At 62.8% G+C, this 17,740-nt stretch carries 16 protein-coding genes and 1 pseudogene; 10 read left to right on the top strand and 7 right to left on the bottom strand.

Annotated elements, in window-relative coordinates; genetic code table 11:
- Positions 1-3 precede the first annotated feature (3 nt).
- Positions 4-903, top strand: coding sequence for a LysR family transcriptional regulator (locus tag IZ6_RS10965; protein WP_225873892.1), 900 nt, complete (start codon positions 4-6; stop codon positions 901-903).
- A gap of 45 nt (positions 904-948) precedes the next feature.
- Here the strand turns inward: IZ6_RS10965 and IZ6_RS10970 are convergent, their stop codons facing one another.
- Positions 949-2,151: a pyridoxal phosphate-dependent aminotransferase gene (locus IZ6_RS10970; protein ID WP_222875092.1), complete on the bottom strand. Its 1,203-nt coding sequence runs from the start codon at positions 2,149-2,151 to the stop codon at positions 949-951.
- A 158-nt stretch (positions 2,152-2,309) separates the two neighbouring features.
- Between IZ6_RS10970 and IZ6_RS10975 the strand changes: the two genes are divergently transcribed.
- Genes IZ6_RS10975 through IZ6_RS10995 form a run of 5 tightly spaced genes read left to right on the top strand, consistent with a single transcriptional unit; the run spans position 2,310 to position 5,754 of the window.
- Positions 2,310-2,945, top strand: a complete 636-nt coding sequence (locus IZ6_RS10975; RefSeq protein WP_222875093.1) for a glutathione S-transferase family protein — start codon at positions 2,310-2,312, stop codon at positions 2,943-2,945.
- Positions 2,946-2,999: 54 nt separating this feature from the next.
- Positions 3,000-3,836: a type I methionyl aminopeptidase gene (map, locus tag IZ6_RS10980; RefSeq protein WP_222875094.1), complete on the top strand. Its 837-nt coding sequence runs from the start codon at positions 3,000-3,002 to the stop codon at positions 3,834-3,836.
- Entirely contained in the window at positions 3,833-4,546 is a 714-nt protein-coding gene (gene radC / locus IZ6_RS10985; protein ID WP_222875095.1) for a RadC family protein, read from the top strand. The genes map and radC overlap by 4 nt, the downstream gene beginning before the upstream one ends.
- Position 4,547: 1 nt before the next feature.
- Complete coding sequence (locus tag IZ6_RS10990) at positions 4,548-4,976, top strand: GNAT family N-acetyltransferase (RefSeq protein ID WP_222875096.1); 429 nt, start codon at positions 4,548-4,550, stop codon at positions 4,974-4,976.
- Between the two features lie 13 nt (positions 4,977-4,989).
- Positions 4,990-5,754, top strand: coding sequence for an AAA family ATPase (locus tag IZ6_RS10995; protein WP_222875097.1), 765 nt, complete (start codon positions 4,990-4,992; stop codon positions 5,752-5,754).
- 1 nt (position 5,755) lies between these two features.
- Here IZ6_RS10995 and IZ6_RS11000 read toward each other — a convergent pair whose 3' ends face one another.
- Complete coding sequence (locus tag IZ6_RS11000; RefSeq protein WP_222875098.1) at positions 5,756-6,421, bottom strand: GntR family transcriptional regulator; 666 nt, start codon at positions 6,419-6,421, stop codon at positions 5,756-5,758.
- A gap of 140 nt (positions 6,422-6,561) precedes the next feature.
- Between IZ6_RS11000 and IZ6_RS15955 the strand changes: the two are divergent.
- Both IZ6_RS15955 and IZ6_RS15960 read left to right on the top strand, forming a co-directional pair.
- Positions 6,562-7,668 (top strand): annotated as a pseudogene (locus IZ6_RS15955) (malonyl-CoA decarboxylase); the annotation flags it as partial.
- A gap of 138 nt (positions 7,669-7,806) precedes the next feature.
- Entirely contained in the window at positions 7,807-9,351 is a 1,545-nt protein-coding gene (locus tag IZ6_RS15960) for a malonate--CoA ligase (protein WP_225874056.1), read from the top strand.
- A gap of 60 nt (positions 9,352-9,411) precedes the next feature.
- On the opposite strand, the gene cueR is transcribed toward IZ6_RS15960, so the two are convergent.
- The 3 genes from cueR to IZ6_RS11020 form a co-directional block, all read right to left on the bottom strand.
- Entirely contained in the window at positions 9,412-9,816 is a 405-nt protein-coding gene (gene cueR / locus IZ6_RS11010) for a Cu(I)-responsive transcriptional regulator (protein ID WP_222875100.1), read from the bottom strand.
- Positions 9,817-10,044: 228 nt separating this feature from the next.
- The gene (locus IZ6_RS11015; protein ID WP_222875101.1) at positions 10,045-10,923 is read right to left on the bottom strand and encodes an NAD(P)-dependent oxidoreductase; all 879 of its coding nucleotides are present in this window, start codon (positions 10,921-10,923) and stop codon (positions 10,045-10,047) included.
- A gap of 57 nt (positions 10,924-10,980) precedes the next feature.
- Entirely contained in the window at positions 10,981-11,607 is a 627-nt protein-coding gene (locus tag IZ6_RS11020) for an exopolysaccharide biosynthesis protein (protein WP_222875102.1), read from the bottom strand.
- A 191-nt stretch (positions 11,608-11,798) separates the two neighbouring features.
- Between IZ6_RS11020 and IZ6_RS11025 the strand changes: the two genes are divergently transcribed.
- Positions 11,799-14,000: an esterase-like activity of phytase family protein gene (locus IZ6_RS11025; protein ID WP_222875103.1), complete on the top strand. Its 2,202-nt coding sequence runs from the start codon at positions 11,799-11,801 to the stop codon at positions 13,998-14,000.
- 279 nt (positions 14,001-14,279) lie between these two features.
- On the opposite strand, the gene IZ6_RS11030 is transcribed toward IZ6_RS11025, so the two are convergent.
- Both IZ6_RS11030 and fliK read right to left on the bottom strand, forming a co-directional pair.
- A complete protein-coding gene (locus tag IZ6_RS11030) occupies positions 14,280-14,552 on the bottom strand; it encodes an EscU/YscU/HrcU family type III secretion system export apparatus switch protein (RefSeq protein WP_222875104.1) in 273 nt (90 codons plus the stop codon).
- On the bottom strand, positions 14,549-16,660 hold the full coding sequence (fliK, locus tag IZ6_RS11035) for a flagellar hook-length control protein FliK (protein ID WP_222875105.1): 2,112 nt from the start codon (positions 16,658-16,660) through the stop codon (positions 14,549-14,551). The genes IZ6_RS11030 and fliK overlap by 4 nt, the downstream gene beginning before the upstream one ends.
- Positions 16,661-16,825: 165 nt before the next feature.
- On the opposite strand from fliK, the gene IZ6_RS11040 reads away from it, so the two are divergent.
- A complete protein-coding gene (locus IZ6_RS11040) occupies positions 16,826-17,740 on the top strand; it encodes an ABC transporter permease subunit (RefSeq protein WP_222875106.1) in 915 nt (304 codons plus the stop codon).

The raw sequence follows: 17,740 nt of genomic DNA on the forward strand, positions 1-17,740 counted from the left end.
AATTTGGGATCGCCGCTCGACTGGGACAAACTTCGCGTCTTCCACGCAGCGGCTGAAGCCAAAAGCTTCACGCATGGCGGCGACAAGCTCGGTCTTTCGCAATCTGCGGTGAGCCGCCAGGTCTCGGCGCTCGAACACGAGCTGAAAGTCCCCCTCTTCCACCGCCATGCGCGCGGCCTCCTGCTCACCGAACAGGGCGAGCTTCTGTTCCGCACGACGCAGGAACTCTTCGCCAAGCTTGAATCGACGAAGCTGCTGCTCACCGACAGCCGCGAGCGCCCGCATGGCGAACTGCGCGTCACAACCTCCGTCGGTCTCGGCGGCGGCTGGCTGGCACCTTTGCTCGGCGAGTTCCTCGATCTTTATCCGGAAATTTGCGTCACGCTGCTTCTGAGCGACGACGAACTCGATCTTGCGATGCGCGAGGCCGATGTCGGCATCCGCCTGCGCCAGCCGACGCAGTCCGAGCTGATCCAGCGCAAGCTGTTCCCGGTGCACTACCACGTCTACGCCTCGCCCGATTACATCACCCGCTTCGGGCGGCCGCGCGATGTCTCCGATCTCGACAGCCACCGTATTGTCGGCTTTGCCGGCCTTGTGCCGAGCTTCCTGCAGCCGCTGAACTGGCTGGCCATGGCCGGGCGCGAAGACCGCGAACCGCGCCAGCCCAACGTGTCGGTCAACAACATGCTCGGCCTGAAGCGCGCCGTCGAAGGCGGCGTCGGCATCGGCGTTCTGCCGCAATATCTGATCGAGACGGACTCAAATCTCGTGCGGCTGCTGTCGCAATCCGAAACGCCGACGCTGGAAGCCTATCTCGCTTATCCGGAAGAACTGCGGAATGTGCGGCGCATTCAGGTCTTCCGCGACTTCCTGCTCGGCAAGGTCCAGAGCTGGACATAAAAAAGGGGCGCTCAAAGCGCCCCTTTTCATTTCAATCTACGACGCTCAGGTCAGCGAAGCGCAGAAGCGCTGGATCCGCTGGCAGGCTTCCTCAAGCACTTTGTTCGATGTCGCGTAGGACACGCGGAAATTCGGGCCGAGGCCGAAGGCCGAGCCCTGCACGACCGCAACGCCTTCGGCTTCGAGCAGCTCGTTGACAAAGTCGACATCGCTTTCGATGGTCTTGCCGCCCGGCGTTTTCTTGCCGATCAGACCGGCGCAGGACGGATAGACGTAGAACGCGCCTTCCGGCACCGGGCAGGTCAGGCCCTTGGCCTGGTTCAGCATCGAGACGACGAGATCGCGGCGTTCTTCGAACGCCTTCTTGCTCGTCTTCAGGAAGTCCTGCGGACCGTTGAGCGCTTCGACGGCGGCCCATTGCGCGATCGAGCACGCACCCGAAGTCTGCTGACCCTGGATCATGTCCATCGCCTTGATGAGCGGCAGCGGGCCGGCGGCATAGCCGATACGCCAGCCGGTCATCGCATAGGCTTTCGACACGCCGTTCATGGTCAGCGTGCGGTCCTTCAGTTTCGGTTCGACCTCGACGGGCGTTGCGAATTTGAAATCGCCGAAGGTCAGGTGTTCGTACATATCGTCGGTCAAAACCCAGACATGCTCATGCTTCAGCAGAACATCGGTCAGCGCCTTGATCTCGGCATGCGTATAGGCCGCGCCCGACGGGTTCGACGGCGAGTTCAGCAGCAGCCATTTCGTCTTTGGCGTGATGGCGGCTTCCAGATCCTTCGCCGTCAGCTTGAAGCCGTTCTCTAGCGTCGTGCCGACGATCACCGGCTCGCCGCCATTGATCGCCACCATTTCCGGATACGACACCCAGTACGGCGCGGGGATGATGACCTCATCGCCAGGGTTCATCGTCGCCGCGAACGCGTTGTAGAGAATCTGCTTGCCGCCGGTGCCGACAATGACCTGCGCCGCCGTGTAATCGAGATTGTTCTCGCGCTTGAATTTTTTCACGATGGCTTCGCGCAGCGGCACGATGCCGGGCACGGGCGTGTATTTCGTCTCGCCCCGCTTGATCGCCTCGATCGCCGCATTCTTGATGTTGTCCGGCGTGTCGAAATCCGGCTCGCCGGCGCCGAGCGAAATCACGCTGCGGCCCGTCGCGGCAATGTCGCGCGCTTTCTGCACGACGGCCATGGTGGCGGACGGCTTAACGCGATTGAGGCTCTCGGCCAGAAAGGCCATGACAAATTCTCCAGCGGTTGATTTTGAAAACGGCGGGACCGTAGAGGCGTCGGTAAGTGTTCGCAACCCTCAAAGTGAAACAGTTTTGGAACAGCGCATGCTAATTTCGTCGCACTTGTCGGCTTGACTGTGTGGCCTCAAACACGCATGAGATATGTATGTTTACCTTATATTCCATGAAATTTTCGGCCAATAGCTATAAGGCCAGGCTGATCCTTTCCATGCTCGGCCGGCCCTTCCGCCTGATCGAAGTCGACATCTTATCGGGCGCCAATAAGACACCCGAATATCTGGCCATGAACCCGGCCGGCCAGGTGCCGATTCTCGCTCTGCCCGACGGGCGGCTTTTGCCGGAATCGGGCGCCATTCTCAATTTCGTCGGCGAAGGCACCCCCCTTCTGCCCGATGAGCGGTTCGCCCGGGCCGAGGTGCTGCGCTGGATGTTCTTCGAACAGCATTCGCATGACCCGTTTATCGGCCAGGCGCGCTTCTGGCTGCACCTTGTCCGCGGCGGACGCGAGCTGAAACAGAACCTTCTCGAGGAATGGGAAGACCGGGGCTATGACGCGCTCCGCGTCATGGACGCCCATCTCGCCTCCCGGCCCTTCTTTGCAGGCGATGCGGTGAGCCTTGCCGATATCGCACTTTATGCGAACACTCATCTCGCCCATGAGGGCGGGTTCGATCTTGGGCCCTTCCAGGCCGTGCGCATCTGGCTGCAGCGGCTTGAGCGCGAGCCCGGTTTCGTTCCGATCGGCTGGGTGCCGGAAACGAGCCTTCAACCATCCGCGTGAGCGCTCACCGCGAAGGGTGACGATTCAGAGGCCATCACCTACATTAGCGCCACGATGAGCTATATCGACGCCTCCCTCGCCCAGAACCGCAAGAACGGCCAGATCCGCCTGCACGGACCGGACGGGTTCGAGGGCATGCGTAAAGCCGGCGCGCTTGTTGCCGAGGTTCTCGATTACATCGCTCCCTTCGTTGCGCCCGGCGTGTCGACCGGCAAGCTCGATGCGCTCGTCTATGAATTCGTGCGCGATCACGGCGCGGTGCCCGCGACGCTCATGTATCGCGGCTATACGAAATCGACCTGCATCTCGATCAATCACGTCGTCTGCCACGGCATCCCGAATGAGAAGCCGCTGCGCGAAGGCGACATCCTCAATATCGACGTGACGCTCATCAAGGATGGCTGGCACGGCGACAGCAGCCGCATGTATGCGGCGGGCGAAATCCCGCGCCGTGCGGAGCGCCTCGTCGAAGTCACCTATGAAGCCTTGATGCGCGGCGTGAACGCGATCCGCCCCGGCGGCACGATCGGCGATATCGGCGCCGCCATTCAGGCCTATGCCGAAAGCGAAGAGCGCATGAGCGTCGTGCGCGATTTCTGCGGCCATGGCCTCGGACAGCTCTTCCACGACGAGCCGAACATTCTTCATTACGGCCGCAGCGGCGAAGGCGCGGTGCTGAAGCCCGGTATGTTCTTCACCGTCGAGCCGATGATCAATCTCGGCCGCCCGCATGTAAAGGTTCTGGCCGATGGCTGGACGGCGGTGACACGCGACCGCTCGCTCTCGGCGCAGTTCGAGCACACGGTCGGCGTCACGGAAACGGGCGTCGAGATTTTCACCGTCTCCCCGGCCGGGCTGCACAATCCGGTCAGTGCCGCCAAAGCGGCATGAGCGCAACGGACGATCCTCCGTCGCCGGCATCTGCGGATACGCCGCATTATCACGGGCATCGCGAAAGACTGCGCGAGCGCTTTCTCGAAGGCGGTGCGAACGCCCTGCCCGATTACGAACTTCTCGAACTTGTTCTCTTCCGCCCGATCCCGCGCCGCGATGTGAAGGCGCTGGCGAAAACCCTCATCAAGCGCTTCGGCTCTTTCGCCGAAGTCTGTTCCGCGCCGCCCGCACTGCTGATGGAGGTCAAGGGCGTCGGCGAGGCCGTTGTCACTGAACTCAAGCTCATTGAGGCGGCGGCGCAGCGTTTCGCCAAAGGCGAGATCGCGCAAAAGCCTGTGCTCGGCTCATGGAGCAAAGTGCTCGATCATTGCCGCACCTCGATGGCGTTTTCCGAACGTGAACAGTTCCGCATCCTGTTTCTCGACCGCGGCAACGGGCTCATTGCGGATGAAGTGCAGCAGACCGGCACCGTCGATCACACGCCCGTCTATCCGCGCGAAGTTGTGCGCCGTGCGCTCGAACTGTCGGCCACCGCCGTCATCCTCGTGCACAATCACCCGTCCGGCGATCCGAAGCCGAGCCGGGCCGATATCGAAATGACGAAGACGCTTGCCGAGATCGCCCGGCCTTTGGGGATCGATGTGCACGATCACATCATTGTCGGCCGGGGCGGCCATGCGAGCCTGAAAGCGATGGGGCTTATCTGAAATGGAACTAAGACAACCGACCGCGGCGGATATTCCGGCGCTGGCGCATCTCATGACCGAGCTCGGCTATCCGACCTCGCCGGACGAAATGGCAACACGCATGGACGCCATCCGGGATCGCACGGACTACGGCACATTCCTCGCCGACGAGGACGGTGTCATTGCCGGAGTGATCGGCGTCACGGTCGCTCCGGCCCTCTACCGGAGCGACCTTAACGGTGCGATTGTGACGCTCGTCGTGTCATCCAAGTTTCGCGGACGCGGCATCGCTCCCCTGCTCGTCAGCCGGGGGGAAGAGTGGCTGCGCGAAAAGGGCGCCATGCGTGCGACGGTGCAGCCGAATATACGCCGCGAGGATGCCCACCGCTTGTACGCGCGGCTCGGCTATGAACACTCGGGACTGCGCTTTTCAAAGACCCTGACGCCCTGAGGCCAAGCCCGTCATGGCCGCGCGCCGGAACCGCACGATCAACCTACCAGCGCCTTACTTGAAGCGGTTATGGCTTGATCGCGAGCGCGTGAGCGATGCTTCCGCCTATCCCTTCAACCTGCCTTTCCTGAAAAAGGACTTCGCGCTCGATTTTGCCAAGCCCATCACGATCATCGTCGGCGAAAACGGCAGCGGGAAATCGACTTTGCTCGAAGGCATCGCCGCGCTCGCCGGCTACGACGAGGCCGGCGGCGGCAAGGGCTACATGCCCGTCGATCATTCGCGCGCGGTCGAGGCCATGGGCGGCCGGCTCGGCACCGCGCTTCGTGCGAGCTGGCTGCCGAAGCTGACCAATGGCTGGTTCTTCCGCGCCGAGAGTTTCTTCACCATCGCGCGGTATCTGGATCTCGCCGCTATCGAGTCAGGCGGGGCACCGCCGGACTTCCTCTCCCATTCGCATGGCGAAGGCTTTTTGCGTTTCTTCGAGGAGCGCTGTCAGCGCCAGGGGCTGTTCATCTTCGACGAACCGGAGTCTGCTTTGTCGCCGTCCCGCCAGGTCGAATTTTTGAAGCTCCTGCGCCGTATGGACACATCGCGCATGTCCCAGGTCATCATGGCAACGCACTCGCCCATGCTGATGGCCTATCCGGATGCGCAATTGCTGCGGCTCTCAAAGGCCGGGTTGGAACCGATCGATGTGACCCAGACGGATCATTACCGCCTGATGCGGGAATTCTGGGCCGATCCAGAAGGATTCATCAGCGAGAGGCTGAAGTGAGCTAAGCCTTTCTGGTCGCCGCCGCCGGGAGATCTTCCAGCGAGGCCACGAGATCGGCAAACCGGTCGCCCTGCACCAGCACATGCTCACGCACAAGACGCTCCGCCTCCTCCGCGTCGCGCTCGAAGATCGCGGCCAGAATAGCCCCGTGCTCCGCATAAGACGCCCCGATCCGGTTGTGCGTACGCAGCTGCAGCCGGCGATAGGGCTTGAGGCGGCGGCGCAGCGCCGTCAGCTGTTCCTGCAGAAAGCCGCTATGGCTCGCCGCCGCGATCGCCTCGTGAAAAATCTCGTTCTCATAATAATAGGCATCGGCATCGCCGGCCTCGGCCTTCGCCCGGCAATCCGCGTGAGCGGCAAGCAGATCCCTTCGATCCCCATCCGTCCAGCGCCGCGCCGCAAGCCGCGCCGCCATGCCTTCCATCTCGGCCGCGACCTCGAACATTTCCATCAGCCGCTGCGCATCGGGCACCACTGCGACCGCACCGCGCCGCGGGCGCATTTCGACAAGTCCGGCGGCGGAGAGCTGCATCAGCGCCTCGCGGATCGGCGTGCGCGAGGTGCCATAGCGCCGGGCAAGTTCCTGCTCGTCAAGGCTGACGCCGCCGAACACGCCGTTGACGATCTCTTCCTCGAGCGCGTCGCGCAGTTTTGACCTCTGGACCATCAGGCCTCCTCCGTCTAATCTTGTATACAAGAAACACGGTCTTGCGTACACAGGATCGCCGCCCGGAGCACAAACTGTTGACCCGTCAGTCCTTTTTTTCCGATTTCCTGCAGACGCTTTCCGATCGCGGCCGCCAGTTCATGGCTCTTGTCGGACTGGAGGGGGCCGACACAGCGCAGGATTTCGTCAGCCTCAGTGAAGCTTTGCTGCGCGGACAGGGCGAGGCGTCGGGGCTCGCGCTGGCGCAGGACATCCTGGCGGAGTGGCGTAGCGCCGACCGGCAGAAGCGCCTCGATTATCTTCTGATCCTTGCCCGGCAGTTCGGCCCCGATCTCGAAAAGCTCGAAAAGGCCGTCGAGACCTGGCAGCGCGACCGCACGCCGGAAAACGCCATCCGCCTCCATGAAGCGGCAGAGCCGAAACGGCAGGAACTGATCCGCCGCCTCAACATGGCGCCGGGCGCCACCGGCACGATCCTCGACATGCGCACCGAAACGCTGTCCCGCATGGGAGAACACAAGGAGCTGAAGGCGGTCGATGCGGATCTCCTCCACCTCATCTCGTCCTGGTTCAACCGCGGCTTTCTTGTCATGCGCCCGATCGACTGGTCGACCTCGGCGAGCCTTCTGGAAAAAGTCATCCGCTATGAAGCCGTACATGCGATCGCCAATTGGGACGATCTTCGCCGGCGGCTCGCCCCGGTCGACCGCCGCTGCTTTGCCTTTTTCCATCCGCGCCTGCCGGATGAACCGCTGATCTTCGTCGAAGTCGCGCTGATGGATCACGCCCCGGCGGCCATCGCCGAAGTTCTGGCGGAAGACCGCGCGGAAACCGATGTGTCGAAAGCGACCACCGCCGTCTTCTATTCGATCTCGAACTGTCAGGTCGGGCTGCGCGGCGTGTCGTTCGGCAATTTCCTGCTCAAACAGGTCGTCGAGGAATTGCAGCGCGAATATCCGGCGCTCCGCGATTTCGTCACGCTCTCGCCCGTGCCGGGCTTTGCCGCCTGGCTGCGCGATCAGGAGGCGCTCGATACACCGCTCGAAACCGGCCCGACTCTTGGCGCTATGCTTGAGCGCCCGGACTGGCACACGCATACGGTCCCTGACGCCGTCGCAAAGGCGCTCGAACCGCTCGTCGCGACCTATCTCCTCGCCGCGCGCGGACAGGGCAACCAGCCGCTCGACCCCGTCGCGCGCTTTCATCTCGGCAATGGCGCCTCGCTCGACCGGTTGAACATGCTGGGCGATCTGTCGCCGCGCGGTCTGAAGAACGCCCATGGCGCGATGGTGAACTATCGCTACCATCTGAAAGACCTGGAAAAGAACCACGAGCTTTACGCGATGCATCGCGAGCTCGTGGCGGCGCCCGCCGTCCGCAAGCTCGTGCAGACACCGAAAGCCAGGGGAAAGACGTCACCCGCCGGCAATCATTTCTTCGACCAGATCAGAGCGCGCGCGCCTTCCCCGGACAAAGCCTTCATCGAGACCTCCGACGGCCGCGTCATCACCTATGGCGGCATGCTGCGCCGTTCTTCCGAACTCGCGCATGCGCTGGTAAAACTCGGCGCAAAGCCCGGCGACCGGGTGGCGATGCAGACGGAGAAATGCACCGACGCGCTGATGCTCTACATCGCCTGCATACGCGCGGGCGCAGCGCTCCTGCCGCTCAACACCGCCTACACGATCCCCGAGCTCGAATATTTCTTCGGCGACGCAAAACCATCGCTCATCGTCTGCGCCCCGGGCGCGGAGGGCGATATAAGCAAGATCGCAGGTGATGCCCGCGTCGCAACGCTCAGCGCGGATGGCGGCACGCTGTGCGATGCCATCCCCGAAAACGCGGCCGATTTTACGCCCGTGCCGCGTGGACCGGACGATCTCGCCTGCATTCTCTACACCTCGGGCACGACCGGCCGCTCGAAAGGCGCGATGCTGACGCATGAGAACCTCGCATCGAATGCCCGCGTTCTTGCCGAGACCTGGCACTTTTCGCCGGACGACGTCCTGATCCACGCGCTGCCGATCTTCCATATTCACGGCCTGTTCGTCGCAACCAACGTCATTCTCTTCGCCGGCGCGTCGATGCTGTTCTACGAGAAGTTCGATCCGGCGCAGATCATCGCCGCGATGCAGCGCGCGACGGTTTTGATGGGCGTGCCGACATTTTATGTCCGGCTTCTCGGCCATAAGGGGCTGACGGAGGATGCGACGGCGAAGATGCGCCTCTTCGTTTCCGGCTCCGCCCCGCTTCTCCCGGAAACATTCCACGCCTTCAAGGAACGCACCGGCCACGCAATCCTCGAACGCTACGGCATGACCGAAACCGGCATGAACACCTCAAATCCCTATGACGGCGAACGCATCGCCGAAACGGTCGGTCTGCCGCTGACGGGAACGGAGGTACGGATCGCCGAACCCGACTCCGGCAAAATCCTTCCGGCCGGAGAGATCGGCGTCATCGAAGTGCGCGGACCCAATATCTTCAAAGGCTATTGGAATATGCCGGAGAAAACCGCCTCTGAATTCCGGACGGACGGTTTCTTCATCACCGGCGATCTCGGCATGATCGACGAACGCGGCTATGTGCGCATTCTCGGCCGCGGCAAGGATCTCGTGATATCCGGCGGCTTCAATGTCTATCCGAAGGAAGTGGAGTCCGAGATCGACAGCATTGAGGGCGTCGTCGAAAGCGCGGTCATCGGCGTGCCTCATCCCGATTTCGGCGAAGGCGTCACCGCGGTCGTCGTGCGCGCTCCATCGAGCACGGTGGATGAAAGCAAGATCGTCTCGCTGCTCGAATCCCGTCTGGCGAAATTCAAGCAGCCGAAGAAGATTGTCTTCGTCGACGAACTGCCGCGCAACACGATGGGCAAAGTGCAGAAAGCGGTCCTGCGCGAGCAGTATCGCGGCATTTACACCGCCCGCTGACCGGGCATCACGCGCGGCATTTTAAGATCAGACGTCCCCGCTCGAAGGAGCGTTGCCCTTTCAAGCGGCGGAGCTGCGTCTTTCGCCCGCCAGATCCTCGAGGATCGGACAGTCCTGACGTGCATCGCCCTTGCAGCTTTCGGCAAGGCCGGCGAGCGCATCGCGGATCGAGGCAAGATCGGCAAGACGCCGGTCTATTTCGCGCACACGGTTTTCCGCGAGCTGTTTGACCTCGGCATTGGAACGCTCGGTCTCGTGATAGAGCGCCAAAAGCGCCCTGCACTCTTCGACCGAGAACCCTAGGTCTCTGGCACGTTTAAGAAATTTCAGCGTATGGACGTCGCCCTCGCCGAATGCACGATAGCCGTTCGCGGCCCGGTGCGGACGCAAAAGGCCCTGAGCTTCATAGAAACGGATCGCTTTCGGCGTAAGGCCGGCGCGCCGCGCGGCTTCTGCGATGTTCATCGCGCGCTCCCTCTTATTCGGCTTCGCGCAGTGGATTTAAGCGGACAGATCATCCGCCGGGTTTCGCAGTCAAAAGAGAAGGAAAGCCAGGGCAATGATGGGGATCACAACGCCGATCGTCCACAAAGCCGGACCTTTGATATTCAGAGGCACCAATTCCTCCTCCATGACCTATTGGAAAACCCCACCCCGTCATCTTGGTTCCAAATTAGGGAAAGGATCACCAACCTATGTTGGCGGATTGTCGAGTTGTAAAAACAAAGCCGCGTGATCGAGGTCACCACCCCCAAGACGGTCTCTCAGGTCGAGGTAACGGGCGTAAACCTCTTTAGATAAAGGCATTTCGAAGCCAATCTCGCGCGCCGTCGCCAAAATCGTCTCAAGATCCTTGATCTGCGTGGTCGATCGGGCGCCCGGAATGAACTCGCGGTCGACCATGCGTTTGCCGTGGACTTCGAGGATTCGGCTCTCGGCAAACCCGCCTCTTATCGCCTCCCGGACGGCCTTGGGATCGGCGCCGCCCCGCTCGGCCAGGAGCAGCGCTTCGGCCACCGCGCCGATGGTGATGCCGACAATCGTCTGGTTGGCGAGCTTGGAAATTTGCCCGGCCCCCGAGGGGCCGACACGGATTGCCCGGCCCATGGGGGCGAAAACCGGCTGAGCTCTTTTGAACACGTCCTCCGGCCCGCCGGCCATGATGGCCAGCGTTCCCGCTGCCGCGCCGACCGTGCCGCCCGAGACCGGCGCATCGAGATGAAACCGTCCTTCTTTGGCGAGCCGCGCCGCATGATCGCGCGCGACCGAAGGCGGGATCGAGCTCATATCGATCAGGACCGACCCCTTCGGAAGAGCCTCGGCCACGCCCAACCCGAACAGCACCTCGGTCACGACCGCGCCGTTGTCGAGCATTGTGATGGCGAAATCGGCCTCCGACACGGCCTCCGCGGCGCTCACGGCAACCTTGGCGCCATCAGCTTTCAGGGCCTCGGCCTTCTCGATGCTGCGATTCCAGACGGTCAGCGGAAATCCCGCGCCGAGCAGGCGCCGCGCCATGGGCGCACCCATAAGCCCGGTGCCGAGTAGAGCAATTTTTAGTGATGTGGACACTGACAAGCCTCCCGTCCGGGAGGAGCTAGACGCTCGAAGCCGCGCCTGCAAGCGGCGTCAGAACAGTGTCTTGCTGATCCAGTCGAAGGCGCTGACGACGACTTCCCAGGCAACCCAGGTGAAGAAGCCGGTGATGCCGAACGCAATGGCGGACGACACATAGCCGGCGGCAACGACCAGACCGTCGCGTTCGACCAGACCGAGCCCCAGAACGCAGGCCGCCGCGCCCGGCGGAATATTGCCGAGGAAGGGAAACGGCAGCAGCAGGACAAGGCCGAGGATAAACACCATGCCGCCGACAAAACGGGCGGCGCCGGGCGTTGTGAACATATCGAGCCGCGGACGGCTGAGCTTTTCGAATTTCTGGATCCAGGGCACCGAGCGCTCGGCGATCTTGCGCAGCGTATCGCGCTGGATTTTGCGCTGCGCCAGGCGCTGCGGCATCCAGATCGTGGCATTGCCCATCGCAAGCTGGCCGCCGAGAAGCATCAGGACGGCGCCCATGGCGGCCGGAACGCCCGGCGGCATGGGGAAAATATTCGGCAGCGCGAACAGGAGAATGCCAAGGCCGAACACACGGTTGCGCAAGGCCTTTACGAGGTCGCCCAGGGTCACCTGGTCCTCGATGAAACTGTCCGGCAGGGCCGCAATCAGTTCGGATGTTCGCGGCGCCCTGTGGTCCACGCAGTCACTCCTGAGGGGAAAACTCTAGTCTAACTGGGTATATGCCCGAAAGATTACGACCGTATTGCGCCGGAAAAGACCGTAATTAGATCCAATGGCTAACTAAACAATTCGTCATCAACTCTGTCATCGGAACGTCATCGAGCGCGCCTTAATTCGCCTCCTCGCATAACAAGGGGGCTCAAATCCAGATGCGCGCTACATTCCTCGTGCCGGCGGCGCTGCTCGCCGCAACGGCTCTGACGCCTGCTCAGGCAGCCGAAGTATTCAACCGGGTGGCAACCTTCCCGGTCGTCAACAACCTGCCGAAGGATGCCGATCCGGCGAAGCCGACGATCTCGGAAATCATCACCTCCTCCGAGGACGGCAATCTTCTCGTTTACACCGACAGCGAGCGCGAAGCGCTCGGCATGGTCGACATCACCGATCCGAAAAATCCGAAACCGGCCGGCTTCATCCAGCTCGAAGGCGAGCCGACTTCGGTGAAAGTGTTCGGCGAGCGCGCCTTTGCCGCCGTCAACACATCCGAATCGAAGGAAAAGCCGAGCGGCCATCTCGCGGTCATCGACATCAAGTCGAAAACCGTTCTGTCGAAGTGCGAACTCGGCGGCCAGCCGGACTCGATCGCTTCGAGCCCCGACAAGGCGTTCCTTGCCATCGCCATCGAAAACGAGCGCGACGAAGACAAGAATGACGGCGCGATCCCGCAGGCTCCGACCGGTTATCTGTCGGTCGTCGGCGTCAAGGGCGGCGAAGCCGATTGCGGCAGCCTGAAAAACATCAGCCTCGACGGTCTTGCCGAAATCGCGCCGGACGATGCCGAAGTCGAATTCGTCGACATCAACTCGAAAGACGAAGTCGCGGTCACGCTGCAGGAGAACAACCACATCGCTGTGGTCGATCTGAAATCCGGCAAAGTGACCTCGCATTTCTCGGCGGGTTCGGTGAACCTCGACGGCGTCGACACCAAGAAGGACGGCGTCATCAATCTGTCCGGCAAGGTCGAGAACGCGCTGCGCGAACCCGACGCCGTGAAATGGATCGACGACAACCGCTTCGTCATCGCCAATGAAGGCGATTGGAAAGGCGGCTCGCGCGGCTTCACCATCTTCGCCAAGGACGGCAAGGTCGATTACGACAGCGGCGTCTCGTTCGAATACGAAGCGGTCCGCATGGGCCACTATCCGGAGAAGCGCAACAAGAAGGGCGTTGAAGTCGAGGGCGTCGAAGTCTCGACCTTCGGTTCCGACCGCCTGATCTTCGTCGGCGCCGAGCGCGCCTCGATCGTCGGCGTCTATAAGGACAATGGCGCGGGCAAGGCCCCGACCCTGTTGCAGGTTCTGCCGGGCGGCGGCGTTGGTCCGGAAGGTCTTCTCGCCGTTCCCGGCAAGAACATCTTCGTTACCGCGTCTGAAACCGATGTCCGCAAAGATGGCGGCCCCGGTTCGATGGTGACGATCTATCAGCGCGCCGAAGGCACGCAGAACTATCCGACCATCGTTTCGGCCGACAAGGACGGCAAACCCCAGCCTTGGGGCGCGCTCTCCGGCACGGCAGCCGATCCGAAGACGCCGGGCAAGCTCTTTGCAGTGACCGACAGCTTCTATTCGCAGGGTCGTATTCTCACCATCGACACGACCAAGACCCCGGCCGTCATTACGGACGCGATCACGATCACCCGCGACGGCGAGCCGGCGAAAAAGCTCGACCTCGAAGGCATCGCGATCGCCCCGCAGGGCGGCTTCTGGCTTGCCTCCGAAGGCAATCCGGAAAAGGAAAAGGAAGAAGAGCGCACGAACTCGCAGCTCATCCGCGTCTCCGACAAGGGTGACGTGCAGGAGATCATCGAGCTTCCCGACGCTCTGAAGGCCAGCGCCACGCGCTACGGCTTTGAAGGCGTGGCCGTCACCGGCACGGGCGCCGACGAGATCGTCTGGATCGCCGTTCAGCGCGAGTGGAAGGACGATGCCAAGGGCACGGCCAAGATCCTCAGCTACAAGCCTTCAACCAAGGCCTGGGGCTTTGTGAACTATCCGCTCGACAAGGCCGAAGGCGGCTGGGTCGGTCTCTCCGAAATCACCGCGGTCGGCAACGATCTTTACGTGATCGAACGCGACAACCTTGTCGGCGCTGCCGCCAAGGTGAAGCAGCTGACCAAGGTGTCGCTCACGGAAGTGAAGCCCGCGGATATCGGTGCGAAGGATGCGCCGGTTCTGAAGAAGACAGTCGTTCGCGATCTTCTCCCCGACCTGAAAGCGGCGCACGGCTATGTGCTCGACAAGGTCGAGAGCTTTGCGATCGATGCTTCGGGCAATGCCTTCATCATCACCGACAATGACGGTGTCGATAATTCCTCGGGTGAAACGCAGTTCATCCGTCTCGGAAAGCTCTAAGCGTCGTTCCCTGTTCCCAAGACGCTTTAAACTGGACCCCCGGCCTCGTGCCGGGGGTTTTTTATTTATCGATCTGGAAGCAGCGACACCACCGCCCTCATCCTGAGGAGGGGCACCGAAGTCGGGTTTACCCGACTTCGGCAATTCGAAGCTCAAGTCGGCAACAGCCGACTTGAGTGCCCCGTCTCGAAGGATGGGCCATGAACTCAGCCCCCGCGATTCATCCTTCGAGACGCCCGCTGCGCGGGCTCCTCAGGATGAGGCCGAGTTTTCTTGAGTTCAGTTCTTCAGCTTGCCCGTCGCGCGCAGCACATAGCCGAGGACTTCGGCGACGGCGCGGTAGAGCTGTTCGGGAATTTCGCTGTCGAGTTCGACTTGTGCGAGGGCTTCCGCCAGCGCCGGATTTTCCTCGATCGGAATATTGTGCTCTTCCGCCGCCTTCAAAATCGCTTCCGCGACTTTGCCGCGTCCTTGCGCCGTGACGCGCGGCGCACCCGGCGGGGTGTATTGCAGCGCGACGGCGAGCGAGGGGTTTGTGCGTTCTTCGCTCATGTGCGGCGGTCCATGAAATAGCCCGGCGGCGCCGGCGGCGGCGCGCCCTTGCCTTTACGCACCGACAGAGTCTCGACATCGAAGCCCTGCGCCGTCAGTCCGTCGCGCAGCATGGGCAAAGCGGCTTCGAGCAGCGCGACCGTTTCCTCGGATTCCGCGACAATGCCGGCGGACACATGCGTGCCCATGAGCCGCACATCCGCTTCGATGGCGCCCGTGTCGGGAAGATCGAGCGCGGCGCGGAAACGCCAGCGGCGTTTTTCCTTTTCCATCTGCTGCTGGCGGCCGTCGCGTTCGATGACAAAACCGAACACCGCCGTGCGTCCGTCGAGATTGACCGGCACTTCGACCGACCAGCGCGCATCCGGCGCATCGCTGCGCGCCGTGCCGCTGCGATCGTCGGGAAGGCTTGCGATCTGATGGAGATTGACGCGCGCCAGCGCGGCGTCCGTATCGCGCACAAGATGCGGCACGAATTCTTCGGCGGAGGCGGCCTGCATGGTCTGGCCGCCGCGAAGATGTGAGGGTTCGGACGGCGCCTGCGCCGTCGGTGCCGCAGAACCTGTCGGCGGCGGCGGCGCGGCATCGCTGCGTCCGGGCAACACCTGGCTAGATGGCGGCAGATGTTCGGACCGCGTCCAGGTGCCGAGCGCGGCGCGCAGGACGAACAGCGCAAGTTTCAGATCCGGCGGCGCCGATTGCTGCGGCGGCAGAGACGAGAGAACGCGTTCGGCAAAGATGCCGGAACCGGCAATCGCTTTCGCCAGCTGATCGGGCTTGATCACATCGTCGAGCGAAACCCGCTGATTGAGCAGCGTCTCGGCGGCGCGGCGCACCGAAGGCGGCGTGTCTGTGCGCTGCGGCAGTGTCTCGATATCGGCAAAGACATTGGCAAGCCCGTCCTGCTTCAAGACGGCGCTGCGCACCGTCTGGCGCACGGCATCTGCGGGCGTCGCCGCTTGCGGATTGGTGAGAGAAAGCGGCGCAGCTAGCTCCGGTCCGTCGGCCATCGGCACGAAGGTCATGCCGCCGTTCGGCTGCGGCGCGATGCGCACCGGCGTTCCCGGCGGCAGCGCCTGATGCTGCGGCAGCGGCAGTTCGAATTCGCCGAGCGGCGTTGAGACGCGCACCATGCCGTCCGCGCGCGGCGGCTGCGGAGAAATCTTCGCTTCGATCACCTGCCCCGCCGGCAGAACCGGGATCGACGGGCCGGGCGGCAGCGTCACGGCGCGCATCGCCGGAGAGGTCGTCGCCGGAGGATTGGCCGGGGCAGCAACAGAATTCTGCGCGCCGGGCGTCACGGGAACTTCCGGCCGCATGGTGACGACGACGCTGCCATTGGGCTGCGCGACGACGCGCGCCTGCGTGCCCGGCGGCAGATCGCGCGGCAGCGGCAGATCGAATTCACCCTCCGGCCCCGCAAAGCGCACCACGCCTTGCTGCTGGCTCGGCAGAACTTGCGCTTCGACGACACGGCCGAGCGGAATGTTCGCCGGAACGGTGTCGGGCTTGGATGTAAATACGGTCGGATGGACAGCCGGCTTTTGCGGCGCGGCCTCCGCCGGCTGACCGCGGACGGGGATTTCCGGAACGGAAACGCGAACGGCCCCCTGCGGCTCGGGCGCAATGCGCAGCGGCGTGCCGAGCGGCACCGGCCGCGGCAGAGGCAGATCGACATCGCCTTGCGGCGTCGCCACCCGGACGAGACCGGGTTGGGGATTTGATATGACCCGCGCCACCATCTCCTGCCCCTGCGGCAGCGACACGGGCGTCCGCGGATGAACCACTGTCGTCAGCGGCGGGATCGTCTGTCCCTGAACGGCCGGAAGCGGCCGCGCCGCGCCCGTCTGCGGCAGGATTTCGTCGTTGAGGATCGTGACCTGGAAAGAGCCGTCCGGCTGCGGCGCGATGCGCACCTGGGTTCCGGGCGGCAGATTGCGCGGCAGAGGAAGGTCGATATCGCCCTCAGGGCTCGAAAAGCGGAAAAGCCCGTCGGCCAAGGCCAAAGTCAGCCTCGCCTCGATCACCTTTCCCGTCAGCGCAGCCGAAAGGGTCGGCCGGGCAACACCCGACACGGGCAGGACTTCGGTGGTCGGGGCGATGACCATCAGGCCGCTCCTTCACCCCCAAGAGAACCCTGTTAGCCTTTCAAATGTCTTGCAAAGGCGCGTAGCCTTGTCGGATTGTTGCACCTGGCTGTGTGGAAATAACCCGCCCGGCCCAATAATGAGGCAGCAGCCCGGGATGTTTCCCCGGCAGGGATTGGCAGGCGGATGGAGTATTTCCTCCAGCAATTGATCAACGGGCTCGCGCTCGGCTCGATCTACGGCCTCATCGCCATCGGCTATACGATGGTCTACGGCATTATCGGCATGATCAATTTCGCCCATGGCGACATCTTCATGATCTCGACGATGATCTCCCTCGTCATCCTCGTCGCTCTCTTTTCCATCGGCATCACCTCGACGCCGGTCGTCCTTCTGATCATCCTCATCGCCGCCGTCGTCCTGACCGCTGTCTATGGCTGGACGGTCGAGCGCATGGCCTATCGGCCGCTGCGCGGCTCCTTCCGCCTGGCTCCGCTTATCTCGGCCATCGGCATGTCGATCGTGCTGCAGAACTTCGCCCAGAACGCGCAAGGGGCGGACAAGAAGGCCTTCACCTCGCTCATTCCGGGCGGCATCGAATTCTTCAAGGACGCCGCCTTCTCGGTCTGGCTCCAATATTCGCAGATCGCGCTGTTCGTCACGACGATCACGGTGCTGGCGATCTTCACTTATGTCGTCACCAAGACGCCGCTCGGCCGCGCCCAGCGCGCCTGCGAGCAGGACATCAAGATGGCCTCGCTCCTCGGCATCGATGTCGACAAGACGATCTCGCTCACCTTCGTCATGGGCGCGGCGCTGGCCTCGGTCGCCGGGCTGATGCATCTTCTCTATTACGGCTCGACCGATTTCTATGCGGGCTTCGTCGTCGGCATCAAAGCCTTCACCGCTGCCGTGCTCGGCGGCATCGGCTCACTGCCCGGCGCGGTACTCGGCGGCATCACGATCGGCCTGATCGAGACCTTCTTCGCCGGCTATGTGTCGGTCGATTACAAAGACGTCGCGGCCTTCTCGATCCTTGCCGTCGTTCTCATCTTCCTGCCGACGGGACTTCTCGGACGGCCCGAGGTGGAGAAGGTCTGA

The sequence above is a fragment of the Terrihabitans soli genome, from assembly GCF_014191545.1.
GTDB classification, from domain to species: domain Bacteria; phylum Pseudomonadota; class Alphaproteobacteria; order Rhizobiales; family Methylopilaceae; genus Flaviflagellibacter; species Flaviflagellibacter soli.

Bases quoted from the DNA above. Each gene is read 5' to 3' on its own strand.
- fliK (WP_222875105.1), bottom strand. From the start codon at position 16,660: ATGGTCATCGCCCCGACCACCGAAGTCCTGCCCGTGTCGGGTGTTGCC.
- IZ6_RS10970 (WP_222875092.1), bottom strand. From the start codon at position 2,151: ATGGCCTTTCTGGCCGAGAGCCTCAATCGCGTTAAGCCGTCCGCCACC.
- IZ6_RS11000 (WP_222875098.1), bottom strand. From the start codon at position 6,421: ATGGTCCAGAGGTCAAAACTGCGCGACGCGCTCGAGGAAGAGATCGTC.
- IZ6_RS11030 (WP_222875104.1), bottom strand. From the start codon at position 14,552: ATGAGCGAAGAACGCACAAACCCCTCGCTCGCCGTCGCGCTGCAATAC.
- IZ6_RS11025 (WP_222875103.1), top strand. From the start codon at position 11,799: ATGCGCGCTACATTCCTCGTGCCGGCGGCGCTGCTCGCCGCAACGGCT.
- map (WP_222875094.1), top strand. From the start codon at position 3,000: ATGAGCTATATCGACGCCTCCCTCGCCCAGAACCGCAAGAACGGCCAG.
- IZ6_RS10975 (WP_222875093.1), top strand. From the start codon at position 2,310: ATGTTTACCTTATATTCCATGAAATTTTCGGCCAATAGCTATAAGGCC.
- radC (WP_222875095.1), top strand. From the start codon at position 3,833: ATGAGCGCAACGGACGATCCTCCGTCGCCGGCATCTGCGGATACGCCG.
- cueR (WP_222875100.1), bottom strand. From the start codon at position 9,816: ATGAACATCGCAGAAGCCGCGCGGCGCGCCGGCCTTACGCCGAAAGCG.
- IZ6_RS10990 (WP_222875096.1), top strand. From the start codon at position 4,548: ATGGAACTAAGACAACCGACCGCGGCGGATATTCCGGCGCTGGCGCAT.
- IZ6_RS10995 (WP_222875097.1), top strand. From the start codon at position 4,990: ATGGCCGCGCGCCGGAACCGCACGATCAACCTACCAGCGCCTTACTTG.
- IZ6_RS11040 (WP_222875106.1), top strand. From the start codon at position 16,826: ATGGAGTATTTCCTCCAGCAATTGATCAACGGGCTCGCGCTCGGCTCG.